This window comes from Pseudomonas sp. NY15435 (assembly GCF_048068295.1).
Classification (GTDB): domain Bacteria; phylum Pseudomonadota; class Gammaproteobacteria; order Pseudomonadales; family Pseudomonadaceae; genus Pseudomonas.
Genome location: NZ_JBLUQA010000005.1, coordinates 395,016 through 413,604 on the forward strand (window position 1 = coordinate 395,016; position 18,589 = coordinate 413,604).

The window sequence follows — 18,589 nt, forward strand, 5'->3', positions numbered from 1 at the left end:
GGCGTGAGCCGGCCAATCCCGTCCGATGCGGCTTTGTCACGTCTGTACGGTCGAAGTGCCTTGGGAGACCACGAAACCGTTTCAGCACTGTGGTATTTCCCTTCATGAAAGTCTTGAAAGGCCAGGACATCCTGGCACTTGGTTTTATGACCTTCGCGCTGTTCGTCGGCGCGGGCAACATCATCTTCCCGCCGATCGTGGGTCTGCAGTCCGGGCCGCACGTATGGATGGCGGCGCTGGGCTTCCTGATCACCGCGGTCGGTCTGCCGGTGATCACCGTGGTGGCGCTGGCCAAGGTCGGTGGCGCGATGGACACCCTGAGCCACCCGATCGGCCGTGTCGCCGGTGGGCTGCTGGCGGCTGTCTGCTACCTGTCGGTCGGCCCGTTGTTCGCCACCCCGCGTACCGCCACCGTCTCCTTCGAAGTCGGCCTGGCGCCGTTGACCGGGGAGGGCGCGCTGCCGCTGTTCCTCTACAGCCTGGTGTACTTCATGATCGTGCTGGTGATCTCGCTGTATCCGGGCAAGCTGCTCGATACCGTCGGCCGCTTCCTCGCCCCACTGAAGATCATTGCGCTGGCCGCACTGGGCATCGCCGCCTTCATGCTGCCGGCTGGTCCCATTGGCGTCGCTGAGCCGGCGTACCAGAGCGCGGCGTTCTCCCAGGGCTTCGTCAATGGCTACCTGACCATGGACACCCTCGGCGCGCTGGTCTTCGGCATCGTCATCGTCAACGCCATCCGCTCCCGCGGCGTGCAGTCGCCGCGACTGATCACCCGCTACGCCATCATCGCCGGCCTGATCGCCGGCGTCGGCCTGGCGCTGGTGTACATCAGCCTGTTCCGCCTGGGCGCCGGCAGCCACGACATCGCCGCAGGTGCCGCCAATGGCGCCGCCGTCCTGCACGCCTACGTGCAGCATACCTTCGGTTCGTTGGGCAGTACCTTCCTCGCTGTGCTCATCGCGCTGGCGTGCCTGGTGACCGCTGTGGGCCTGACCTGCGCCTGCGCCGAGTACTTCTGCCGCATCCTGCCGCTGTCGTACCGCAGCCTGGTGGTCATCCTTGCCGGCTTCTCGCTGCTGGTGTCGAACCTGGGCCTGACCAAGCTCATCCAGTTCTCGATCCCGGTGCTGACCGCCATCTACCCGCCGTGCATCGTGCTTGTGGCGCTGAGCTTCTGCGCCAGCCTGTGGCGTTCGCAGACCCGTATCGTCGCCCCGGTGATGGTGATCTCCTTCGTCTTCGGCATCATCGACGCGCTCAAGGGCGCCAAGCTCGATGCCTGGATGCCGGCCTGGATGGAGCACTTGCCGCTGGCCGAACAGGGCCTCGCCTGGCTGATCCCCTCGGTCGCCATGCTGGCCGTGATGGTGGTGATCGACCGCCTGCTGGGCAAACCCCAGGAAGCGATGGCCTGATATCCCGCCGTCCATGAAAAAGGCCGCCCACAAGGCGGCCTTTTTTCATGCCTGCACCTGGTAGCAGCGAGCTTGCTCGCGAAGGGAGTCCCCGGAGACACCGGCGTGGGCGCGGTTCGCGAGCAAGCTCGCTCCTGCAGGGGGGCGCCGTGTCTTTCTCCGCATATCTGGCGTCTATCTGCCGCGTATTCCTTCAAAATTTCGCGCAAGGACAAACATGACCGACGTCGTCGATCTGTTCGACATCCAGTACTTCTGGAACCTGCTCGCCATGCTCTGGTTCCTCTTCTGCTGGATCGGCTACACCCGCTACGCCAAGACCAAAGCCCGTGACACCGCGTGCCTGGCCAGCGTGCTGCACCTCTATCGCCAGGACTGGATGCGCCGCGTGCTGCTGCGTGACAACCGCGTGGCGGACGCCAGTGTGATCGGCAACCTGGAGCGCAACGCGTCGTTCTTCGCCTCCAGCACCCTGATCATCCTCGCCGGTATCCTGACCCTCTTGGGCTCGGCGGAGCGCACGATTTCGGTTCTCGCGGACCTGCCTTTCGTTACGCCACCCACCCGTGGACTGTCAGAGCTCAAGCTGCTGTGCCTGGCGGTGGTATTCGTCTATGCCTTCTTCACCTTCAGCTGGTGCATGCGCCAGTACAACTTTGCGGCGGTGCTGATCGGCTCGGCGCCCATGGTGGGGGAGCGCAATGTCGGCGAGCTGGAGCGCAAATCCTTCGCCGAGCGTGCGGCGCGGGTGGTGTCGCTGGCGGCCCACCAGTTCAACCAGGGCCTGCGCACCTACTATTTCGGTCTGGCCATGCTGGCCTGGTTCATCAACCCGTGGATATTCATGCTGGTGACGGCGGGAGTCGTGGGCGTGCTGTACCAGCGCGAATTCCATTCCAGCGTGCTCCACGTGATGGTCTACACGCCGACGCCCCAGGGCGACGCGCCGCGGGACAACGATATTCCCCCCAGCGGCTGATATGAACGGCAGAAACGACAAGGCCCGCGAATGCGGGCCTTGTACTGTGCGGCGGAAGCGCGTTACTGCTTCTGCTCGCCGCCGGCGGGCTCCTGGGGCGCGGTGGCCGGAGCAGCCGGAGTAGCCGGGGAGGCTTCAGGTGCCGGCGGGGTGGTCGGCGCCGGAGTAGCCGGCTGCTCGGTCGCAGCGGGCGCAGCCGGTGCTTTCGGCTCTTCTTTCTTGTCGCAGGCGGCAAGGCCGAGACCGGCAACGATCAGCAGAGCGAAGGGAAGGGTTTTTTTCATGCGGAGCCTCCATGTGCGGCTTTCCTGGTGTTAGCCCTTTGAGCAAAGGTTGTGTGAATTAGTTCAATGAATATTCCTGCGCCCCCGTATTCCATCACTGCAGCGCTGGCAACGGCCGGGTATGATGCGGTCCCGTGCAGTCAATCGGTCGACCCCTTCCATGTCCGAAAACCCACTCCTGGAGCGCGCCCAACGCTTCCTTTCAGCGCTGCGCCACTGCCAGTTGCTGGGCATCAGCGCGCACGCGGCCGACGCTTCCGGCCTGACCCTGCGGCTTCCCTACAGCGAAGCCATTGTCGGCAACCCGGAAACCGGCGTGATCCATGGCGGCGCCATCACCACCCTGATGGACACCACCTGCGGCATCTCTACCGTCTGCGTTTTGCCGCAATTCGAGATATGCCCGACCCTGGACCTGCGCATCGACTACATGCACCCGGCGCAGCCGCACAAGGACGTCTACGGGTTCGCCGAGTGCTACCGGGTCACCCCGAACATCATTTTCACTCGTGGCTACGCCTATCAGGACGACCCTTCGGAGCCCATCGCCCACGTGGTCGGCACCTTCATGCGCATGGGCAAGGCGGTTTCCGCCGGCACTGTTAAGCGTGATGTTGATGGAGGCCAGGGATGAGCACGGTGAATATCGAGGCCATGGTGCGCGCCGCGCACGAGAGCAAGAACTACGATCCGCTGCTGGACATGATCCCCTACGCCCGCCTGCTCGGCATCCGCTGCCTGCGCCTGGGCGACGACGCGATCTTCCACTTGCCGGCAAACCCCGACAACATCGGCAACCCCACGCTGCCGGCGCTGCATGGCGGTGTGATCGCCGGCTTCATGGAGCAATCGGCGCTGCTGCACCTGCTGATGTTCATGGGCATACCGCACATGCCCAAGATCATCGACTTCTCCATCGACTACCTGCGTGCCGGACACTTCCGCGATACCTACGCGCAGTGCCAGGTCTGGCGCCAGGGCCGGCGCGTGGCGAACGTCGCCATCACCGCCTGGCAGACTACCCGTACCGAACCCATCGCCACTGCCCGTGCGCACTTCAAGGTCGACGGCGCCTGAATGGACACGCTGCTGATCCTGCTCGGCCTGCTGCTGATCCTCGCCGGGTACGTCTGGCTGGTCGCCCGCGCCTTCGAGCGCAGCCTGTTCTGGGGGCTCGCCAGCCTGTTGCCGCCACTGGCGCTGCTGTTCGTGCTGGTCCACTGGCGGCCCGCCCGCAGCGCGGTCGCGCTCGGTGGCCTGGGATGCATTCCGCTGGTGGTGGGCCTGACGATGCTGGCCAGCCAGGACAGCGCGCGTCTGGAGGCCATTCTGCGCCTGGAATGGCTCACACCCGAGCCGGTTGCCAAGCCCGAACTGGCCATTGCCCTGCGCGGTGAACTGAACGGCAAGCCGTTCGTCCCGGAGCAGGCTGAATTCATCGACGGCGTGCTCAGCCTGCGTGAAGGCCAGGATTTCTACGCTCACCGTGAAGTTCAGGTACGCCTGGCGACGCCTGTCAGCGGCCCGATCAGGCTCGACGTGCTGCCTGACGACAAGGGTCGCCTGCCGGAAATCGAAGTCAGTTGGCTCGCGCCGGGGCAGGAACTGCCCGAAGCGGTGCGGCTGCAGCGCGGCTACAGCCTGCACCTGGACTTGACGCCCAAGGCGCCCAACCGCATGGAGGGCGCTTTCCACCTGGTGCTGCCGGCAGAGATGCAGACCACGCTGTCGGGCACCATTGAGGTTTTCACTGATCGTTTGCGCTATCGCGACGGGGAGGTCGATACCCGTTTCGACTCGCGCGATACCCTGCGCTACGTGTTGCAGGATTACCTGCAGCGCCGCTTCGCCCGCCGCGATGTCGCCATCGCCAGCATGCCGGTCCTGGATGCCCAGCGTGCTTCCCAGGAAGTGCCGTTGACCATCGAGGCTGGCGGCGAGAGGCAGGATCTTCAGGTGACCCTGGAGAAGAGCCCGACCCGCGGCTGGGGCGTGCGCGACGACCGCTACCCGAGGCTGAAGGCAGTCAGCGCCGCACCGGCACCGGTCACGGCACCCGTTGTCGCGAAAGCGAGCGCTCCGCTACAGCAGGCGCCGGAAAGCGGCAGACTCTCTCTGGAGCGCCTGCTGGCCGCTCCCCACCGTTACGTCAACCGCAGCATGCGCGTTACCACTGAGCGCGGACGCATCGCCGAAGGTGTGTTCGTCGGGCTGAACCCCGATGGTCGCATCGTGATTCGACAGGTCATCGAGGGGCCGGGGGAGGCCAGCTACACCCTGCGCCCCAGTGAAATCACCGACATCGAGCTGCCCGCGCTCTAGCCCACAGCCTGCGTACGTCCGCTCAGCGCGCCGGCAAATTTTCCCCAACCCCTTGAATTGGCTCGGGAAGCCCCCATCTCGCTGACATCGGCCGCACAACGCGGCATTTGTCATCCTCGGAGCGAGAAACAATGAGCGCGGAGACTCAAAAAGAAACACTGGGCTTCCAGACCGAAGTGAAGCAGCTGCTTCACCTGATGATTCATTCCCTGTATTCGAACAAGGAAATCTTCCTTCGCGAACTGATTTCCAACGCCTCCGACGCCGCCGATAAGCTGCGTTTCGAAGCCCTGGCCAAGCCGGAGCTGCTTGAAGGCGGCGCCGAGCTGAAAATCCGTGTGAGCTTCGACAAGGACGCCAAGACCGTCACCCTCGAAGACAACGGCATCGGCATGAGCCGCGAAGAGGTCATCGCGCACCTGGGCACCATCGCCAAGTCCGGCACCGCCGACTTCCTGAAGAACCTCTCGGGTGACCAGAAGAAGGATTCCCACCTGATCGGCCAGTTCGGCGTGGGCTTCTACAGCGCCTTCATCGTCGCCGACAAGGTGGACGTGTTCACCCGCCGCGCCGGTGCTCCGGCCAGCGAGGGCGTGCATTGGTCGTCGAAAGGCGAGGGCGAGTTCGATGTGTCGAGCATCGACAAGGCTGAACGCGGCACCCGCATCGTCCTGCACCTGAAGGACGGCGAGGACGAGTTCGCCGACGGCTGGCGCCTGCGCAACATCGTCAAGAAGTACTCCGACCACATCGCGCTGCCCATCGAGCTGCCGAAGGAGTCGGCAGGCGAAGAAGCTCCGGCCGAAACCGAGTGGGAAGTGGTCAACCGAGCCAGCGCCCTGTGGACTCGTCCGCGCACCGAGGTGAAGGACGAGGAATACCAGGAGTTCTACAAGCACATCGCCCATGACTTCGAGAACCCGCTGACCTGGAGCCACAACAAGGTCGAGGGCAAGCTCGAGTACACCTCGCTGCTCTACGTGCCGGCCCGCGCGCCGTTCGACCTGTACCACCGCGAGGCCCCGCGCGGCCTGAAGCTCTACGTGCAGCGCGTGTTCATCATGGACCAGGCCGACCAGTTCCTGCCGCTGTACCTGCGCTTCATCAAGGGCGTGGTGGACTCCAACGACCTGTCGCTGAACGTCTCCCGCGAGATCCTGCAGTCCGGCCCCATCGTCGACTCGATGAAGTCCGCGCTGACCAAGCGCTCCCTGGACATGCTGGAGAAGCTGGCGAGCAACGACGCCGAGGCCTACAAGGGCTTCTGGAAGAATTTCGGCCAGGTGCTGAAGGAAGGCCCGGCCGAAGACTTCGCCAACAAGGACAAGATCGCCGGCCTGCTGCGTTTCTCCTCCACCAGCGACGAAAGCGGCGAGCAGAGCGTTTCCCTGGCGGACTACATCGGTCGCCTGAAGGAAGGCCAGGACAAGATCTACTACCTCACCGGCGAAAGCTTCGCCCAGGTGAAGAACAGCCCGCACCTGGAAGTCTTCCGCAAGAAAGGCATCGAAGTGCTGCTGCTCACCGACCGTATCGACGAGTGGCTGATGAGCTACCTGCCGGAGTTCGACGGCAAGCAGCTGGTCGACGTCGCCCGCGGCGACCTGGACCTGGGCAGCCTGGATTCCGAAGAGGACAAGAAGGCCCAGGAAGAGATCGCCAAGGCGAAGGAAGGCCTGGCCGAGCGCCTGAAAGCCGCGCTGGGCGATGAAGTCGCCGAGGTGCGCGTGTCCCACCGCCTGACCGACTCGCCGGCGATCCTCGCCATCGGCGAGCAGGACCTGGGCCTGCAGATGCGCCAGATCCTCGAGGCCAGCGGGCAGAAGGTGCCCGAAGCCAAGCCGATCTTCGAGTTCAACCCGGCCCACCCGCTGATCGAGAAGCTCGATGCGGAAGCCGACGAAGACCGCTTCGGTGAGCTGACCCATATCCTCTTCGACCAGGCCGCCCTGGCTGCGGGGGACAGCCTGAAGGACCCGGCTGCCTATGTGCGCCGCCTGAACAAGCTGCTGGTGGAACTTTCCGCCTAAGCTCGAAGCAGAAGCAAAGCCCGCCTCGGCGGGCTTTGTGTTTTTCCACTACCCGATGCAGTAAACCGACAAGCGAAAGGGGAATACCCGAATGAGCCAGATCAGCGTGCAACCTGTCGCCTACAGCCTCGATGGCGTGTCCTTCGAAGGGCAACTGGTATTCGATGCCGCCAGCAATGCGCCCCGTCCGGGCCTGCTGATGGCGCCGAACTGGATGGGTGTAAGCCCGGGCGCCGTGGACATTGCCCGCAAGGTCGCCGAGCGCGGCTATGTGGTACTGGTGGCCGATCTCTATGGCAGGGACGTGCGGCCCAATGGCCCGGAACAGGCCGGCGCCGCCATGATGCCGCTGAAGAACGACCGCGCGGTGCTGCGCAAGCGCATGCAGCTCTCGCTCAAGACCCTGCTGGAGCAGGCCGACAAAGCGCCCCTGGATACGACGAAACTGGCCACCTTCGGCTTCTGTTTTGGTGGTTGCTGTTCCCTGGAGCTGGCCCGTGACGGCGCTCCGCTGGCGGCCGCCGTGTCGTTCCACGGCACCCTGGATACGCCGAACCCGGCAGATGCAAGGAACATCAAGGGATCGGTACTGGTCCTCGACGGCGCCATCGACCCCTTCGTGCCGCGCGAGCAACTGACGGAGTTCGCCAAGGAAATGATCGACGCCAAGGTGGATTGGGCGCTCACCAGCTACGGCGGCGCCGCGCATTCCTTCACCGATCCGCACGCGCAGATCCCCGGCAAGATGCAGTACGACGCCAAGGTGGCGCGTCGCGCCTTCGCGGCGATGTTCGACTTGCTGGACGAGCGCTTCGGCGCCTGAAATCCCCCGGTGAACGAAAACGCCGCGCCTCCATTGGAGGCGCGGCGTTTTTATTGGCTCTTTGTAGGAGCGAGCTTGCTCGCGAACCTTGCCTCGCAGCGGAGATTGTTCGCGAGCAAGCTCGCTCCTACAACAATCCTGTTGTTCCGCAGCGGTCCCTGATCAGGGAGCGTTGGCTGGTCGCTGCGTGGCGCGCTCGTCGGCGCGGTAACCCTTGGCGCCAAACCAGACGATGTACAGGTAGCACACCAGCGGGATGGCGAAGGACGGCAGCAGGCCGATGCGGTCGGCGAAGAAGGCCTGCACCAGTGGCATCACGGCGCCGCCGACGATGGCCATGCAGAGCAGGCCCGAGCCCTTGCTGGTGAGGTTGCCCAGGCCTTCCAGCGCGAGGGAGAAGATGGTTGGGAACATGATCGAGTTGAACAGGCCGATCAGGATCAGCGCCCACATCGCGACGTGCCCGCCTGCGGTCAGCGCGATGCCGATCAGCGCCGCGATGGCAACCGCATTGAAGGCCAACAGGCGATTCGGTGCGATGGCGCGCATCAGTGCGCTGCCAATGAAGCGCCCAACCATGGCCCCGCCCCAGTAGAACGACAGGTACTTGCCGGCCTGGTCCGCCGGTAGCCCGGCGATGTCCGGCTGGCCCATCAGGCTCACCAGGTAACTGCCGATGGAGACCTCGGCGCCGACATAGCAGAAGATCGCGATGACCCCGAACACCAGGTGGCGATGGGCGAAGATCGACTTCTGCCCGGCAGCGCCGTCCGTGGGCTCGCCGTGGTGGATCTTCGGCAGGCGGAACAGGGCGATCAGCACGGCGATGGCGAACAGCAGCCCGGCCAGCACCAGGTACGGCGTCTTCACCGAATCCGCTTCGCTGGCGGCGGAGCTGCCGATTTGCGAGGCGGCGCCGGCGCCAATGGCGAGGATGGTCACCGAGCCCACCAGCGGCCCGACGGTGGTGCCCAGGGCGTTGAAGGCCTGGGTGAGGTTCAGCCGGCTGGCAGCGGTGCTGGCTGGGCCGAGGATGTTCACATAGGGGTTGGCCGCGACCTGCAGCAGGGTAATGCCCGAGGCGAGGATGAACAGCGCGGCGAGGAAGAACGGGTAGGACTGCGCGCCGGCCGCCGGGTAGAACAGCAGGCAGCCGATCCCTGCGGTGGCCAGGCCGACGATGATGCCGCTCTTGTAGCCGAGCTTTTCTACCAGCCGCCCGGAGGGGAAGGACATGATGAAGTAGGCGCCGAAGAAGCAGAACTGGACCAGCGAGGCCTGCACGTAGGACAGGGTGAAGACCGCCTTGAGGTGCGGCACGAGGATGTCGTTCAGCGAGGTGATCAGGCCCCACATGAAGAACAGCAGGGTCAGCACGGTCAGGGCGCTGGTGTGGCGGTTGGCGTTGGACTGGTCCATCACGGACTCCTTGGGCCAGGAACGGGGAGCCCTGCCGACGGCAGGCGTTAGAGGGCGGCGATGCTGCCGTAAAACGGCGTCGGAATCTTTATTCGACGCGTCATTTCCTTCCTTGCACGGGCAGTTCTTGATTGATTATTCAATTCGACGGCTAGCGCGGCAGTTCGATGCGTTCCTGCTCACCCGGTACTGTCGGCCAGTCGCGCGCGGCCCAGCGGGCGCGGGCGCTGTCGATCAGGGCGGGGTCGCTGGCGACGAAGTTCCAGTTCATCCGCCGCGGCCCGTCCAGCGGGTCTCCACCGATGATCACCGCGAGGCAGTCGCCGCAGGCGGAGAGGGTGAACGTCTCGCCTTCGGGCAGTACCACCAGTGCGTGCAGCGGCAGCGGTTCATCGTCCAGCAGCGCTTCGCCTTCGATCAGGTATAGCGCGCGCTCGGGATGTTCGTCGGGGATCGCCAGGGTCGCGCCAGCGGCCAATTGCAGGTGCGCATAGAGTGTCTTCGATTGCACCGGTACCGGCGACTCCAGGCAGAAGCCGGCACCGGCGATCATGCGGATGCGCACGCCCAGGCTGTCGCTTTCCGGCAGGCTGGCGCTGGCGTGGTGGCTGTAGCTGGGTTCGCAGCCTTCCAACTCCCGCGGCAGGGCCAGCCAGACCTGCAGGCCATGCAGGCGCGAGCCGCTGTGCAGCAGGTCGGCCGGGGTGCGCTCCACATGGGCGACGCCGCGCCCTGCGGTCATCCAGCTGACATCGCCGGGTAGCACTCGCTGGTCCGAGCCGAGGCTGTCCTTGTGCTGCACCTGGCCCTCGAACAGGTAGGTGAGGGTGGACAGGCCGATGTGCGGGTGCTGGCGGATGTCCATTCCGTGTTCCGGGGCAAAGCTGCTTTCGAGCATGTGGTCGAAGAACACGAAGGGGCCGATGCTGCGGCGCTGGGCCGAAGGCAGGGGGCGGAGAATGGGCACGCCCTCGACGTCTTCGGCGCGGGGGCGGATGGTCAGCAGGCTGTCGCTCATGATGGTGTCCAGTGATCCGATCCACGCATGATAGACGCTTGGCACGGCGCCGACCCGCACGGCGTCAAGCTGTCATCAGGCTGTCACGGCGATGTCATAGCCTCGCGCGGACCCCAACAAGGAGCGCGACATGTCCATTTCCCGCCTGCCAGCAGTCCTGGCTCTCTCCCTGGCTTCCGCTTTCGCTTCTTCGGCTTTTGCCGAGGTGCGCGTCAACGGCCCGGTCGAGTACGGCGTTTTCGTCAGCAGCTACAAGGATTATCAGCCGGGCGAGCGCGTGCTCACCCGTAGCGAGCAAGAGATCGAATCCACCACCCGCGTGCCGGCCAAGCTGGGTACCAAGTTCGGCATGCGCTACCAGCTCAGTGGCAAGCAGGAGGGCGACACGCCCTTGACCCTGCTGTATTTCACCCCCGGCGTGGTGACCCCGGATGGTCAGCGCCATGACAAGTTCGAGGTGGTACAGAAGCGGGTGGTGGGTGCCCCCACCGACGTGATGGCTTACCAGTTCACCGAAAACCACGAAGTGGTGCAGGGCCAGTGGCGCTTCATGGTGTTCCAGGGTGATCGCCTGCTGGCGGAAAAGACCTTCACTGTCGAGTAAGTCACGCACTATGAAAAAGCCCGGCCTTGTGTCGGGCTTTTCATTTCAGGAAGAAAGACACGGATTACATCCTTTCCATTGGCAGGCGGGAAACAGTTTGTTACTTTGCCTGCACGATAGTCCCAACTTCCGGCGTGCAAGCAAAAGAGGAGAGGGGGCCAAAGCGCCCGCAAGCGCTCTGGCAGGAGTGTTACTGCACGGTGGCCCGGCTTGTCCGAGGCGGCCGGCAGCCGAGAGACGAATAAGAACAGCGCCGGCCGCAATGACCGGGGCGATAAATCTTGGCCATGGAGGTAATGCTGTCTATGAACAGTCGATTGGGTGCGCGCTCGTCCATTTTCTGGGCGCCGCGGCGGGCGGGGGCGGTGATGGGACTCTTGCCGCTGCTGATAGCGGGGTCGGCGCAGGCCCTGGAGTTCAAGCTGGCCGAGAACGAGATCACCGGCTCGCTGGACAGCACGCTGTCCTACGGCGCCATGTGGCGCGTGCAGGGCCGCGAGAAGAGCAATATCAGTGACATCAACGCCGACGACGGCAACCGCAACTTTGATACCGGCCTGGTTTCCCAGGTCTTCAAGCTCACTTCCGATCTTTCGGCCAAGTACCAGAACTACGGCCTGTTCATGCGTGGCACCGCCTATTACGACACGCAGATCATGGACAAGCGCAACGACTACTACAGCACCACCGACGGCGTGGTGCGCCCCAGCCAGTCGTACCCGCAGGACGACCACTTCACCGACGACACCCGCCACATCGCGGGTCGCAAGGCCGAGTTGCTGGATGCCTACCTGTCCGGTAGCTGGGACGTCGACGAGCATCCGCTGACCGGCCGTGTCGGCCGCCAGGTGCTGAACTGGGGCGAGGGTGTGTTCTACCGCGGTGGCGTCAACACCATCAACCCGGTCGACGCCGCGCGCTTCCACCTGCCGGGCTCGGAACTCAAGGAAGTGCTGGTGCCGGTGGAGGCGCTGAGCTTCAACCTCGGCCTGACCGATGACCTGTCCATGGAAGCCTTCTACCAGTGGAAGTGGAAGGAGACCCGCCTGGACTCGGTGGGCACCTACTTCTCCGATACCGACCTGTTCAGCGATGGCGGCGAGACGGCGTACACCACCGAGACCGACCCGCTGATCAAGGAACTGCTGGCCGGCTACCCGACGGTCGCTTCCCTGGGGCTGCTCGGCAACGGGCCGCATGGCCCGAACGCCTTCCTTGATCCGAACACCGGCACCTTCAAGGTGGCCAACATCGGCAAGGACATCGAGGCTCGCGACGACGGCCAGTTCGGCGTGGCCTTCCGCTACATTGCGGAGGAGCTCAACTCCACCGAGTTCGGCTTCTACTTCGTCAACTACCACGCCAAGGAGCCGCAGGTCGCCGTTGATCTGCGCAACTATCAGGGCGTGGATGTCGATGCGTTGAACAACCTGCTCGGCCCACTGGGCCTGGGCGAAGCGGTGCCGGGACTGGCCACGCTGGACATGGCGAGCAACGCCGAAGCCCGCCGTGACTACGTCGAAGACATCCGCATGTACGGCTTCAGCTTCAACACCACACTGGGCGATGCTTCGGTGTCCGGCGAGATCGCCTACCGGCCGAACATGCCGATCAGCATCTCTGCCACCGACGACCTGCTCGGTGACCTGCTCACCCAGGGCGTGCTGGGCCAGACCAATCTCTATGACGGCAGCGTGGCCGCCGGCCAGGCCTGCGCCGAAGTGGCCGGCAAGCAATTGTGCCGTGGCAGCCTGTTCGAGAACTATGAACGCGCCGAGACCTACAACATCTCGCTGTCGACCATCTACAACTTCGGCCCGCACCTGAGCTTCGACTCCATGACCGGCGTGGCAGAACTGGCATCCGAGCACATCCGTGGCAGCAGCCTGAAGTACACCGCCTGGGATGGCAGCGAACGCAAATTCGTTGGCGCCCAGGACAAGGCCTACGTCGGTGGGAACGACGACGATGTGCAGATCAGCCGCGACAGCTACGGCTACACGCTGTTGCTCACCGGCAGCTGGAACGACGTCTACGCTGGGGTGAAGCTTTCACCCTATGCCGTCTACCAGGAGGACTTCAGCGGCAACTCCGACCGCACCGGCAACTTCATCGAAGGCCGCAAGGCCTACACCCTCGGTATCGACGCCAGCTACCTGAACACCTTCGAGGTCGGCACCCAGTACACCAACTACTACGGCGCCGGCTCGAGCAACTCCATGCGCGACCGCGACAACGTCTCGATCACCGCGAAATACTCGTTCTGATCCGGAGAGGACCATGTACAAGAAGAGTTCCCTGATCGTCCTTGCCACGCTGACGGCTCTGGCCGTCACCGATGCGCGTGCGGCCGTCTCGGCCGACCAGGCTGCCCAACTGAAAAGCACTCTGACGCCCATGGGCGCGGAGAAGGCCGGCAACGCCGCCGGCAGCATCCCGGCCTGGACCGGTGGCCTGACCTCGGCGCCTGCCGGGTACAAGGGGCCAGGTGCGCACCACGTCGACCCGTTCGCCGGCGAGAAGCCCAAGTTCGTCATCACCAAGGCCAACCTCGACCAATACAAGGCCAACCTGACGGCGGGGCAGATTGCCCTGTTCAACGCCTACCCGGACAGCTACCAGATGCCGGTCTACGAGACCCACCGCACGGGCTCCGCGCCGCAGTGGATCTACGACAACATCTTCAAGAACGCCACCAGCGCCAAGCTCGTCGAAGGCGGTAACGGCTTCTCCGATGCCTACGGTGGTGTGCCGTTCCCGATTCCGCAGAGCGGCGTTGAGGCGGTGTGGAACCACATTGCCCGCTACCGTGGCACCTACATCGTGCGGCGCTCGTCGCAGGCTGGCGTGCAGCGCAATGGCGCCTACTCGCTGGTGACTTCCCAGGACGAGGCGCTGTTCCGCTTCTACGACCCCAAAGGCAGCTACGACAAGCTGGGCAACACGCTGTTCTACTACATGACCTTCACCACCGCCCCGGCCCGCCTGGCCGGTAACGGCGCGCTCGTGCAGGAGACCCTCGACCAGGTCAAGGAACCGCGTCAGGCCTGGGGCTACAACCCCGGCCAGCGCCGCGTGCGCCGCGCCCCGACCCTGGCCTACGACACCCCCATCGAAGACTCCGATGGCCTGCGCACCGCCGACGACACCGACATGTACAACGGCGCGCCGGACCGCTACGACTGGACCCTGGTGGGCAAGAAGGAAATCTACATTCCGTACAACAACTACCAGATCACCAGCCCGGAAGTTAAGTACAAGGACCTGCTCACCCCCGGCCACGTCAATCCCAAGTACACCCGCTACGAACTGCATCGCGTCTGGGTGGTGGACGGCAAGCTGAAACCGGGCTCGCGGCACATCTACTCGCGTCGCACCCTGTATCTCGACGAGGACAGCTGGGGCGCTGCCGTGGTGGACCAGTACGATGGCCGCGGCGAGTTGTGGCGCGTGTCGCAGGCCTACCTGAAGAGCTTCTACGAGCAACCGATGGTATGGACCGCGCTGGATACCTTCCACGACCTCCAGGCGCACCGCTACAGCATCCAGTGGCTGGACAACGAAGAACCCGGCACTGCCGACTTCAGCCAGCCAGCACCGGACGACTCCAACTTCAGCCCCTCGGCGCTGCGCCGCAAGGCATCGCGCTAAGCACCTGAACGACGAAGGCCCCGCAAGGGGCCTTTTCTTTTTTATGTCCTGGATTCGCGAGCAAGCTCGCTCCTACAGGTATGCCACTGCGCTTTTCGTAGGACCGAGGGGGACGCCTAGTCCTTGCTCGCGAACCGCCGCCTGGCCGCAAAAAAGCCGTTTCAAGCCATCGGCGGCAAGCGCCGCTTCACCGGGCTCTTCTTGACGATGGCGGTGTTGGTCTCGGCGAAGCCATTGAGGTGGTCGAGAATTTCATCCAGCTGCTCCATCGAGCGCACGCACATTCGCGCGTAGAAGCAGTCCTCGCCGGTGACCTTGTCGCACTCGGTGAACTCGGGGATCGCCAGGATCTGTTTCTCTACTTCCTGCAGTTTTCCCGGCAGCGGGCGAACCCGGACGATGGCCTGCAACTGGTAGCCAAAGGCGCGTGGATCGACATTTACCGTGTAGCCGGTAATCACCTGACGCTCTTCCAGCTTGCGCAGCCGCTCGGCAACGCTGGGCGAGCTCAGGCCGCTGACCTGGGCCAGGGCCTTGAGGGAAAGGCGGGAGTCTTCCATCAGTGCCGCGATCAGCAACTGGTCGATTTCATCGGTCATCTTGGTCTCGAAAGGTAAAGTCGGGTAATTGCCTTGATAGTAAAGGTGATGGCCGAGATTTGCCTGCGCCAGGCGATGGAGTGCGCGAATCCGCCTGTTCATACTGGTCGCCAATCCCTGGAGGTGAACCATGAACGAGCAAATCAGACGCGGCACCCTGGAAATGATCAGCGCCATGCTGATCTGCGGCACCATCGGTTGGCTGGTGGTGGTCTCCGGCCAGCCGGTGCTGGATGTGGTGTTCTGGCGCTGCATGTTCGGCGCCGCGACGCTCCTGGTGGTCTGCGCGGCCATGGGCTTCCTGCGCCCTGGCATCCTCACCCGCGCCACCTTCGGTCTGGCGCTGCTCAGCGGCGCGGCCATCGTCGGTAACTGGGTGCTGCTGTTCGGCTCCTATTCGCGGGCGTCCATCGCCATCGGCACAGCGGTCTACAACGTCCAGCCGTTCCTGCTGGTGTTGCTGGGCGCACTGTTCCTCGGCGAAAAGGTGACCGCGCAAAAACTCGCCTGGCTCGGTGTTTCCTTCGTCGGCATGCTGGCGATCGTCAGCGCGCACGGCGAGGCGGGGCAGGTGGGTAGCGACTATCTGGGCGGCATTGCCCTGGCTCTCGGCGCGGCGGCCCTGTATGCGGTGGCGGCGCTGATCATCAAGCGCCTGACCGGCGTGCCGCCGCACCTGATAGCGCTGATCCAGGCGGTGACCGGCGTACTGCTGTTGGCACCCTGGGCCAACCTGTCGCCGCTGCCGCAGGCCAGTACGGCCTGGGCCAGCCTGGCGACTCTGGGCATCGTGCACACCGGCATCATGTACGTGCTGCTCTATGGCGCGATCCAGAAACTGCCGACGGCCCTGACCGGTGCGCTGTCATTCATCTATCCGATTGCGGCGATCTTCGTCGACTGGTTCGCCTTCGGCCATCGACTGACTCCGCTGCAATGGCTGGGCGTGGTCGCCATCCTGCTGGCCGCCGCCGGCATGCAGCGCGGCTGGAGCCTGAACCTGCGGCGCCTGGCCTGGCGCTGATATCCGTGCTTGTCTGAGAATGCGCAGGGAACCTGCGCAGCTCAGCGAAGGTCCTGTAGGCGGACTTCAAGCAAGGATAGAACTATGACTGCGGCTGCCCTGACGGCAGGTTCATTCAGCCTGAAAAGGCTTTCACCACGACTCATTCATCTACTGGGCGCGGTTGCGCTGCTGGCGCTGGCCGGCTGCGGCACGCGCGCGCCGAGCGTGCCAGAGCCGACACCAGCCGAGGTACGCGGCAAGCTGGTCACGCTGATACCCGCCGGTGCGTCCGACCGCCAGGGCTGGGCGGCGGATATCCAGGTCGCTTTCACCACCCAGCGTATTCCGGCCACTACCGAAAACCTCTGCTCGGTGGTGGCGATCACCGAGCAGGAGTCCAACTTCAAGGCTGATCCGCCCGTGCCGGGGCTGGGCAAGATCGCTCGCGCCGAGATCGATCGGCGTGCGAGCAAGGTGCATGTGCCGGGCTTTCTCATCGATACCGCGCTGGCGCTGAAATCGCCGACCGGCCGCACCTACAGCCAACGCCTGGCGAGCGCGAAGACCGAAAGGGAATTGAGCGCGATCTTCGATGACTTCATCGGTGGCGTGCCGCTCGGCCAGCAGCTGTTCGGTCGTTTCAACCCGGTTCACACCGGCGGGCCGATGCAGGTCAGCATCGAATTCGCCCAGGCCCATGCCGAAGGCTATCCGTACCCGGTTGACGGTAGCATCCGCCGCGAGGTGTTCAGCCGCCGTGGCGGCATGTATTTCGGCATCGCCCATCTGCTCGGCTACCCGGTGAACTACCCGCGGCAGTTGTATCGCTTCGCCGACTTCAACGCCGGCTGGTACGCCAGCCGCAATGCCGCGTTCCAGCGCGCAGTGGCCGAGCTCACCGGCATCACCCTGGCGCTGGATGGCGACCTGATCCTCTACGGCAGTTACGACGCCGGCAGTACCGAAAAGGCGGTGCGCACCCTGGCGCCGAAACTGGGCATGAGCGAGCGGGAAATCCGCCGTGATCTGGAACTGGGTGACAAGCCGGACTTCACCCGGTCGGAGCTCTATACCAAAGTCTTCGCCCTGGCCGAGCGCTCCGCCGGTAAGTCACTGCCGCGAGCGATGCTGCCGGGCATCACGCTGCACAGCCCGAAGATCACCCGCCAGCTCACCACCGCCTGGTTCGCCCAGCGCGTGGACGAGCGCTATCAGCGTTGCCTCACGCGCGCGCCAAAGAACTGAATCAGTCGCCCTCGGCTGGTTGGCAGATGCCGTTGGCGCCTTTGGGTCCGGTGTAGGAAACGGTGGCGCTGCCGTCGTCATTGAGGCTGATGGAGATGGTCACGCCTTCTCCCTTGGCCTCGATGTACTTGTCGTTCTTCTGCTTGACCTTGGCTTCCTTGCCGTTGATGTACACCGGTCCGCCCTCGTCGGTGTGGACCTGGATGTCATCGGGGCAGTCGTAGTTGAGCATGGGGATGGCGGCAAAGGCGGGCTGCACGGCGATCAGCGATACGGCGATCAGTAGCGATTTCATGGCGTCTCCCAGACGAATGCAGGCACGGCGCCTGGCCGTGCGGACATCCTCAGCTTAGTGCAGACGCCGCCGGACGCTACAGCGGCAGGGGGCGCAGACGTGCGGCCGGCTCAGGCTCGGTGCCGCGCAGGACGAGGCGGGTGATGGTTGCCGCTGCCGCTTCGAAATCATCTGCGGCGGGTTGCGCCTTGCCGGTGATCATCGCGATCTGCCAGTCGAAATCGACGTAGGTACGGGTGGCGGCGGAAATGCTCAGCAGCAGATGCTGCGGGTCCACTGCAGCGAGCAGCCCGCGGTCGATCCAGGCGGCGATGCACTCGACGCCGCGGCGCGATTCCGCGCGCAGGCGCTGCAGCCATTCCGGCGGCAGGTGTGGTGCGCCATGGAGCATCTCGCTGGCGAGCACCTTGTAAGCGTGTGGCCACTGGCGGGCGATGTGAAGGCGCGCGCGGATGTGCGCCGGCAGTGCCCAGGTCGGGTCGTCGCACTCGCGCAGCAGGGCGGAGGCCTCCAGCACGGCGTCCACCACGTTCTCCAGCAGACGCAGGTAGAGGTTCTCCTTGCTCTGAAAGTAGTAGTAGACGTTGGACTTGGGCAGCTCGGCGCGGCTGGCGATGTCCTGGGTCTTGGCGGCAGTGAAGCCCTTCTCGGCGAACTCTTCGCCGGCTGCCAGCAGAATGCGCTGGCGGTTACGGTCACGAATGCTGAGGGCGGGGCGCTGGCGGCGGCGCGTCGGGGTAGGGGCGGTCTGGGGCATGGGAAAACATCGGGGCAGTGAAACGAAGATTCAGAATATAGCTTTCTATATAGCGCTTGCCATCCACTGGGTTGACTGGCGGATGGCCATTTATCCGCCAGTAGATTGAACCTGCTGTATGACGGATCTGTCAGACCCA

18 protein-coding genes are annotated in these 18,589 nt (G+C 64.4%); 12 read left to right on the forward strand and 6 right to left on the reverse strand.

Annotated elements, in window-relative coordinates; translation table 11 throughout:
* Positions 1 to 104 precede the first annotated feature (104 nt).
* Together brnQ and ACNFH5_RS14695 are read left to right on the forward strand one after the other, a co-directional pair.
* On the forward strand, positions 105 to 1,418 hold the full coding sequence (gene brnQ / locus ACNFH5_RS14690; RefSeq protein WP_416747029.1) for a branched-chain amino acid transport system II carrier protein: 1,314 nt from the start codon (positions 105 to 107) through the stop codon (positions 1,416 to 1,418).
* A gap of 217 nt (positions 1,419 to 1,635) precedes the next feature.
* Positions 1,636 to 2,397 carry a DUF599 domain-containing protein gene (locus ACNFH5_RS14695; protein ID WP_416747031.1) on the forward strand — a complete coding sequence of 254 codons (762 nt, stop codon included), beginning with the start codon at positions 1,636 to 1,638 and terminating at the stop codon, positions 2,395 to 2,397.
* 62 nt (positions 2,398 to 2,459) lie between these two features.
* Here ACNFH5_RS14695 and ACNFH5_RS14700 read toward each other — a convergent pair whose 3' ends face one another.
* The gene (locus tag ACNFH5_RS14700; protein WP_259754410.1) at positions 2,460 to 2,681 is read right to left on the reverse strand and encodes a hypothetical protein; all 222 of its coding nucleotides are present in this window, start codon (positions 2,679 to 2,681) and stop codon (positions 2,460 to 2,462) included.
* 160 nt (positions 2,682 to 2,841) lie between these two features.
* On the opposite strand from ACNFH5_RS14700, the gene ACNFH5_RS14705 reads away from it, so the two are divergent.
* From ACNFH5_RS14705 to ACNFH5_RS14725, 5 genes are all read left to right on the forward strand, one after another.
* Positions 2,842 to 3,315, forward strand: coding sequence for a PaaI family thioesterase (locus ACNFH5_RS14705; protein WP_236174652.1), 474 nt, complete (start codon positions 2,842 to 2,844; stop codon positions 3,313 to 3,315).
* Complete coding sequence (locus ACNFH5_RS14710) at positions 3,312 to 3,758, forward strand: PaaI family thioesterase (RefSeq protein WP_138216605.1); 447 nt, start codon at positions 3,312 to 3,314, stop codon at positions 3,756 to 3,758. The genes ACNFH5_RS14705 and ACNFH5_RS14710 overlap by 4 nt, the downstream gene beginning before the upstream one ends.
* Positions 3,759 to 5,003, forward strand: coding sequence for an MFS transporter (locus tag ACNFH5_RS14715; protein ID WP_416747034.1), 1,245 nt, complete (start codon positions 3,759 to 3,761; stop codon positions 5,001 to 5,003).
* 131 nt (positions 5,004 to 5,134) lie between these two features.
* On the forward strand, positions 5,135 to 7,033 hold the full coding sequence (gene htpG, locus ACNFH5_RS14720) for a molecular chaperone HtpG (protein WP_416747036.1): 1,899 nt from the start codon (positions 5,135 to 5,137) through the stop codon (positions 7,031 to 7,033).
* Positions 7,034 to 7,124: 91 nt separating this feature from the next.
* The gene (locus ACNFH5_RS14725) at positions 7,125 to 7,856 is read left to right on the forward strand and encodes a dienelactone hydrolase family protein (protein ID WP_416747038.1); all 732 of its coding nucleotides are present in this window, start codon (positions 7,125 to 7,127) and stop codon (positions 7,854 to 7,856) included.
* Between the two features lie 162 nt (positions 7,857 to 8,018).
* Here ACNFH5_RS14725 and ACNFH5_RS14730 read toward each other — a convergent pair whose 3' ends face one another.
* Together ACNFH5_RS14730 and ACNFH5_RS14735 are read right to left on the reverse strand one after the other, a co-directional pair.
* On the reverse strand, positions 8,019 to 9,275 hold the full coding sequence (locus ACNFH5_RS14730) for a sugar MFS transporter (protein WP_416747040.1): 1,257 nt from the start codon (positions 9,273 to 9,275) through the stop codon (positions 8,019 to 8,021).
* A gap of 151 nt (positions 9,276 to 9,426) precedes the next feature.
* Positions 9,427 to 10,293 (reverse strand): pirin family protein, encoded by an 867-nt coding sequence (locus ACNFH5_RS14735; protein WP_416747042.1) that lies wholly within the window; start codon positions 10,291 to 10,293, stop codon positions 9,427 to 9,429.
* A gap of 130 nt (positions 10,294 to 10,423) precedes the next feature.
* Here ACNFH5_RS14735 and ACNFH5_RS14740 point away from each other — a divergent pair, with 130 nt between their 5' ends.
* From ACNFH5_RS14740 to ACNFH5_RS14750, 3 genes are all read left to right on the forward strand, one after another.
* A complete protein-coding gene (locus ACNFH5_RS14740) occupies positions 10,424 to 10,897 on the forward strand; it encodes a DUF3859 domain-containing protein (RefSeq protein ID WP_416747044.1) in 474 nt (157 codons plus the stop codon).
* A gap of 305 nt (positions 10,898 to 11,202) precedes the next feature.
* Entirely contained in the window at positions 11,203 to 13,164 is a 1,962-nt protein-coding gene (locus ACNFH5_RS14745; protein WP_416747046.1) for a DUF1302 domain-containing protein, read from the forward strand.
* A gap of 13 nt (positions 13,165 to 13,177) precedes the next feature.
* Positions 13,178 to 14,548 carry a DUF1329 domain-containing protein gene (locus ACNFH5_RS14750; protein ID WP_416747047.1) on the forward strand — a complete coding sequence of 457 codons (1,371 nt, stop codon included), beginning with the start codon at positions 13,178 to 13,180 and terminating at the stop codon, positions 14,546 to 14,548.
* A 161-nt stretch (positions 14,549 to 14,709) separates the two neighbouring features.
* Here the strand turns inward: ACNFH5_RS14750 and ACNFH5_RS14755 are convergent, their stop codons facing one another.
* Positions 14,710 to 15,147 carry an Lrp/AsnC family transcriptional regulator gene (locus tag ACNFH5_RS14755; protein WP_416747049.1) on the reverse strand — a complete coding sequence of 146 codons (438 nt, stop codon included), beginning with the start codon at positions 15,145 to 15,147 and terminating at the stop codon, positions 14,710 to 14,712.
* Between the two features lie 130 nt (positions 15,148 to 15,277).
* Between ACNFH5_RS14755 and ACNFH5_RS14760 the strand changes: the two genes are divergently transcribed.
* Together ACNFH5_RS14760 and ACNFH5_RS14765 are read left to right on the forward strand one after the other, a co-directional pair.
* Entirely contained in the window at positions 15,278 to 16,171 is an 894-nt protein-coding gene (locus ACNFH5_RS14760; protein ID WP_416747051.1) for a DMT family transporter, read from the forward strand.
* Positions 16,172 to 16,324: 153 nt separating this feature from the next.
* Positions 16,325 to 17,398, forward strand: coding sequence for a DUF1615 domain-containing protein (locus ACNFH5_RS14765; RefSeq protein WP_416747330.1), 1,074 nt, complete (start codon positions 16,325 to 16,327; stop codon positions 17,396 to 17,398).
* 1 nt (position 17,399) lies between these two features.
* Here the strand turns inward: ACNFH5_RS14765 and ACNFH5_RS14770 are convergent, their stop codons facing one another.
* Together ACNFH5_RS14770 and ACNFH5_RS14775 are read right to left on the reverse strand one after the other, a co-directional pair.
* Positions 17,400 to 17,693: a hypothetical protein gene (locus ACNFH5_RS14770; RefSeq protein WP_416747053.1), complete on the reverse strand. Its 294-nt coding sequence runs from the start codon at positions 17,691 to 17,693 to the stop codon at positions 17,400 to 17,402.
* Positions 17,694 to 17,769: 76 nt separating this feature from the next.
* Positions 17,770 to 18,450 carry a TetR/AcrR family transcriptional regulator gene (locus tag ACNFH5_RS14775; RefSeq protein ID WP_416747055.1) on the reverse strand — a complete coding sequence of 227 codons (681 nt, stop codon included), beginning with the start codon at positions 18,448 to 18,450 and terminating at the stop codon, positions 17,770 to 17,772.
* Between the last annotated feature and the right edge of the window lie 139 nt (positions 18,451 to 18,589).

Bases quoted from the DNA above. Each gene is read 5' to 3' on its own strand.
- brnQ (WP_416747029.1), top strand. From the start codon at position 105: ATGAAAGTCTTGAAAGGCCAGGACATCCTGGCACTTGGTTTTATGACC.
- ACNFH5_RS14695 (WP_416747031.1), top strand. From the start codon at position 1,636: ATGACCGACGTCGTCGATCTGTTCGACATCCAGTACTTCTGGAACCTG.
- ACNFH5_RS14700 (WP_259754410.1), bottom strand. From the start codon at position 2,681: ATGAAAAAAACCCTTCCCTTCGCTCTGCTGATCGTTGCCGGTCTCGGC.
- ACNFH5_RS14705 (WP_236174652.1), top strand. From the start codon at position 2,842: ATGTCCGAAAACCCACTCCTGGAGCGCGCCCAACGCTTCCTTTCAGCG.
- ACNFH5_RS14710 (WP_138216605.1), top strand. From the start codon at position 3,312: ATGAGCACGGTGAATATCGAGGCCATGGTGCGCGCCGCGCACGAGAGC.
- ACNFH5_RS14715 (WP_416747034.1), top strand. From the start codon at position 3,759: ATGGACACGCTGCTGATCCTGCTCGGCCTGCTGCTGATCCTCGCCGGG.
- htpG (WP_416747036.1), top strand. From the start codon at position 5,135: ATGAGCGCGGAGACTCAAAAAGAAACACTGGGCTTCCAGACCGAAGTG.
- ACNFH5_RS14725 (WP_416747038.1), top strand. From the start codon at position 7,125: ATGAGCCAGATCAGCGTGCAACCTGTCGCCTACAGCCTCGATGGCGTG.
- ACNFH5_RS14730 (WP_416747040.1), bottom strand. From the start codon at position 9,275: ATGGACCAGTCCAACGCCAACCGCCACACCAGCGCCCTGACCGTGCTG.
- ACNFH5_RS14735 (WP_416747042.1), bottom strand. From the start codon at position 10,293: ATGAGCGACAGCCTGCTGACCATCCGCCCCCGCGCCGAAGACGTCGAG.
- ACNFH5_RS14740 (WP_416747044.1), top strand. From the start codon at position 10,424: ATGTCCATTTCCCGCCTGCCAGCAGTCCTGGCTCTCTCCCTGGCTTCC.
- ACNFH5_RS14745 (WP_416747046.1), top strand. From the start codon at position 11,203: ATGAACAGTCGATTGGGTGCGCGCTCGTCCATTTTCTGGGCGCCGCGG.
- ACNFH5_RS14750 (WP_416747047.1), top strand. From the start codon at position 13,178: ATGTACAAGAAGAGTTCCCTGATCGTCCTTGCCACGCTGACGGCTCTG.
- ACNFH5_RS14755 (WP_416747049.1), bottom strand. From the start codon at position 15,147: ATGACCGATGAAATCGACCAGTTGCTGATCGCGGCACTGATGGAAGAC.
- ACNFH5_RS14760 (WP_416747051.1), top strand. From the start codon at position 15,278: ATGAACGAGCAAATCAGACGCGGCACCCTGGAAATGATCAGCGCCATG.
- ACNFH5_RS14770 (WP_416747053.1), bottom strand. From the start codon at position 17,693: ATGAAATCGCTACTGATCGCCGTATCGCTGATCGCCGTGCAGCCCGCC.
- ACNFH5_RS14775 (WP_416747055.1), bottom strand. From the start codon at position 18,450: ATGCCCCAGACCGCCCCTACCCCGACGCGCCGCCGCCAGCGCCCCGCC.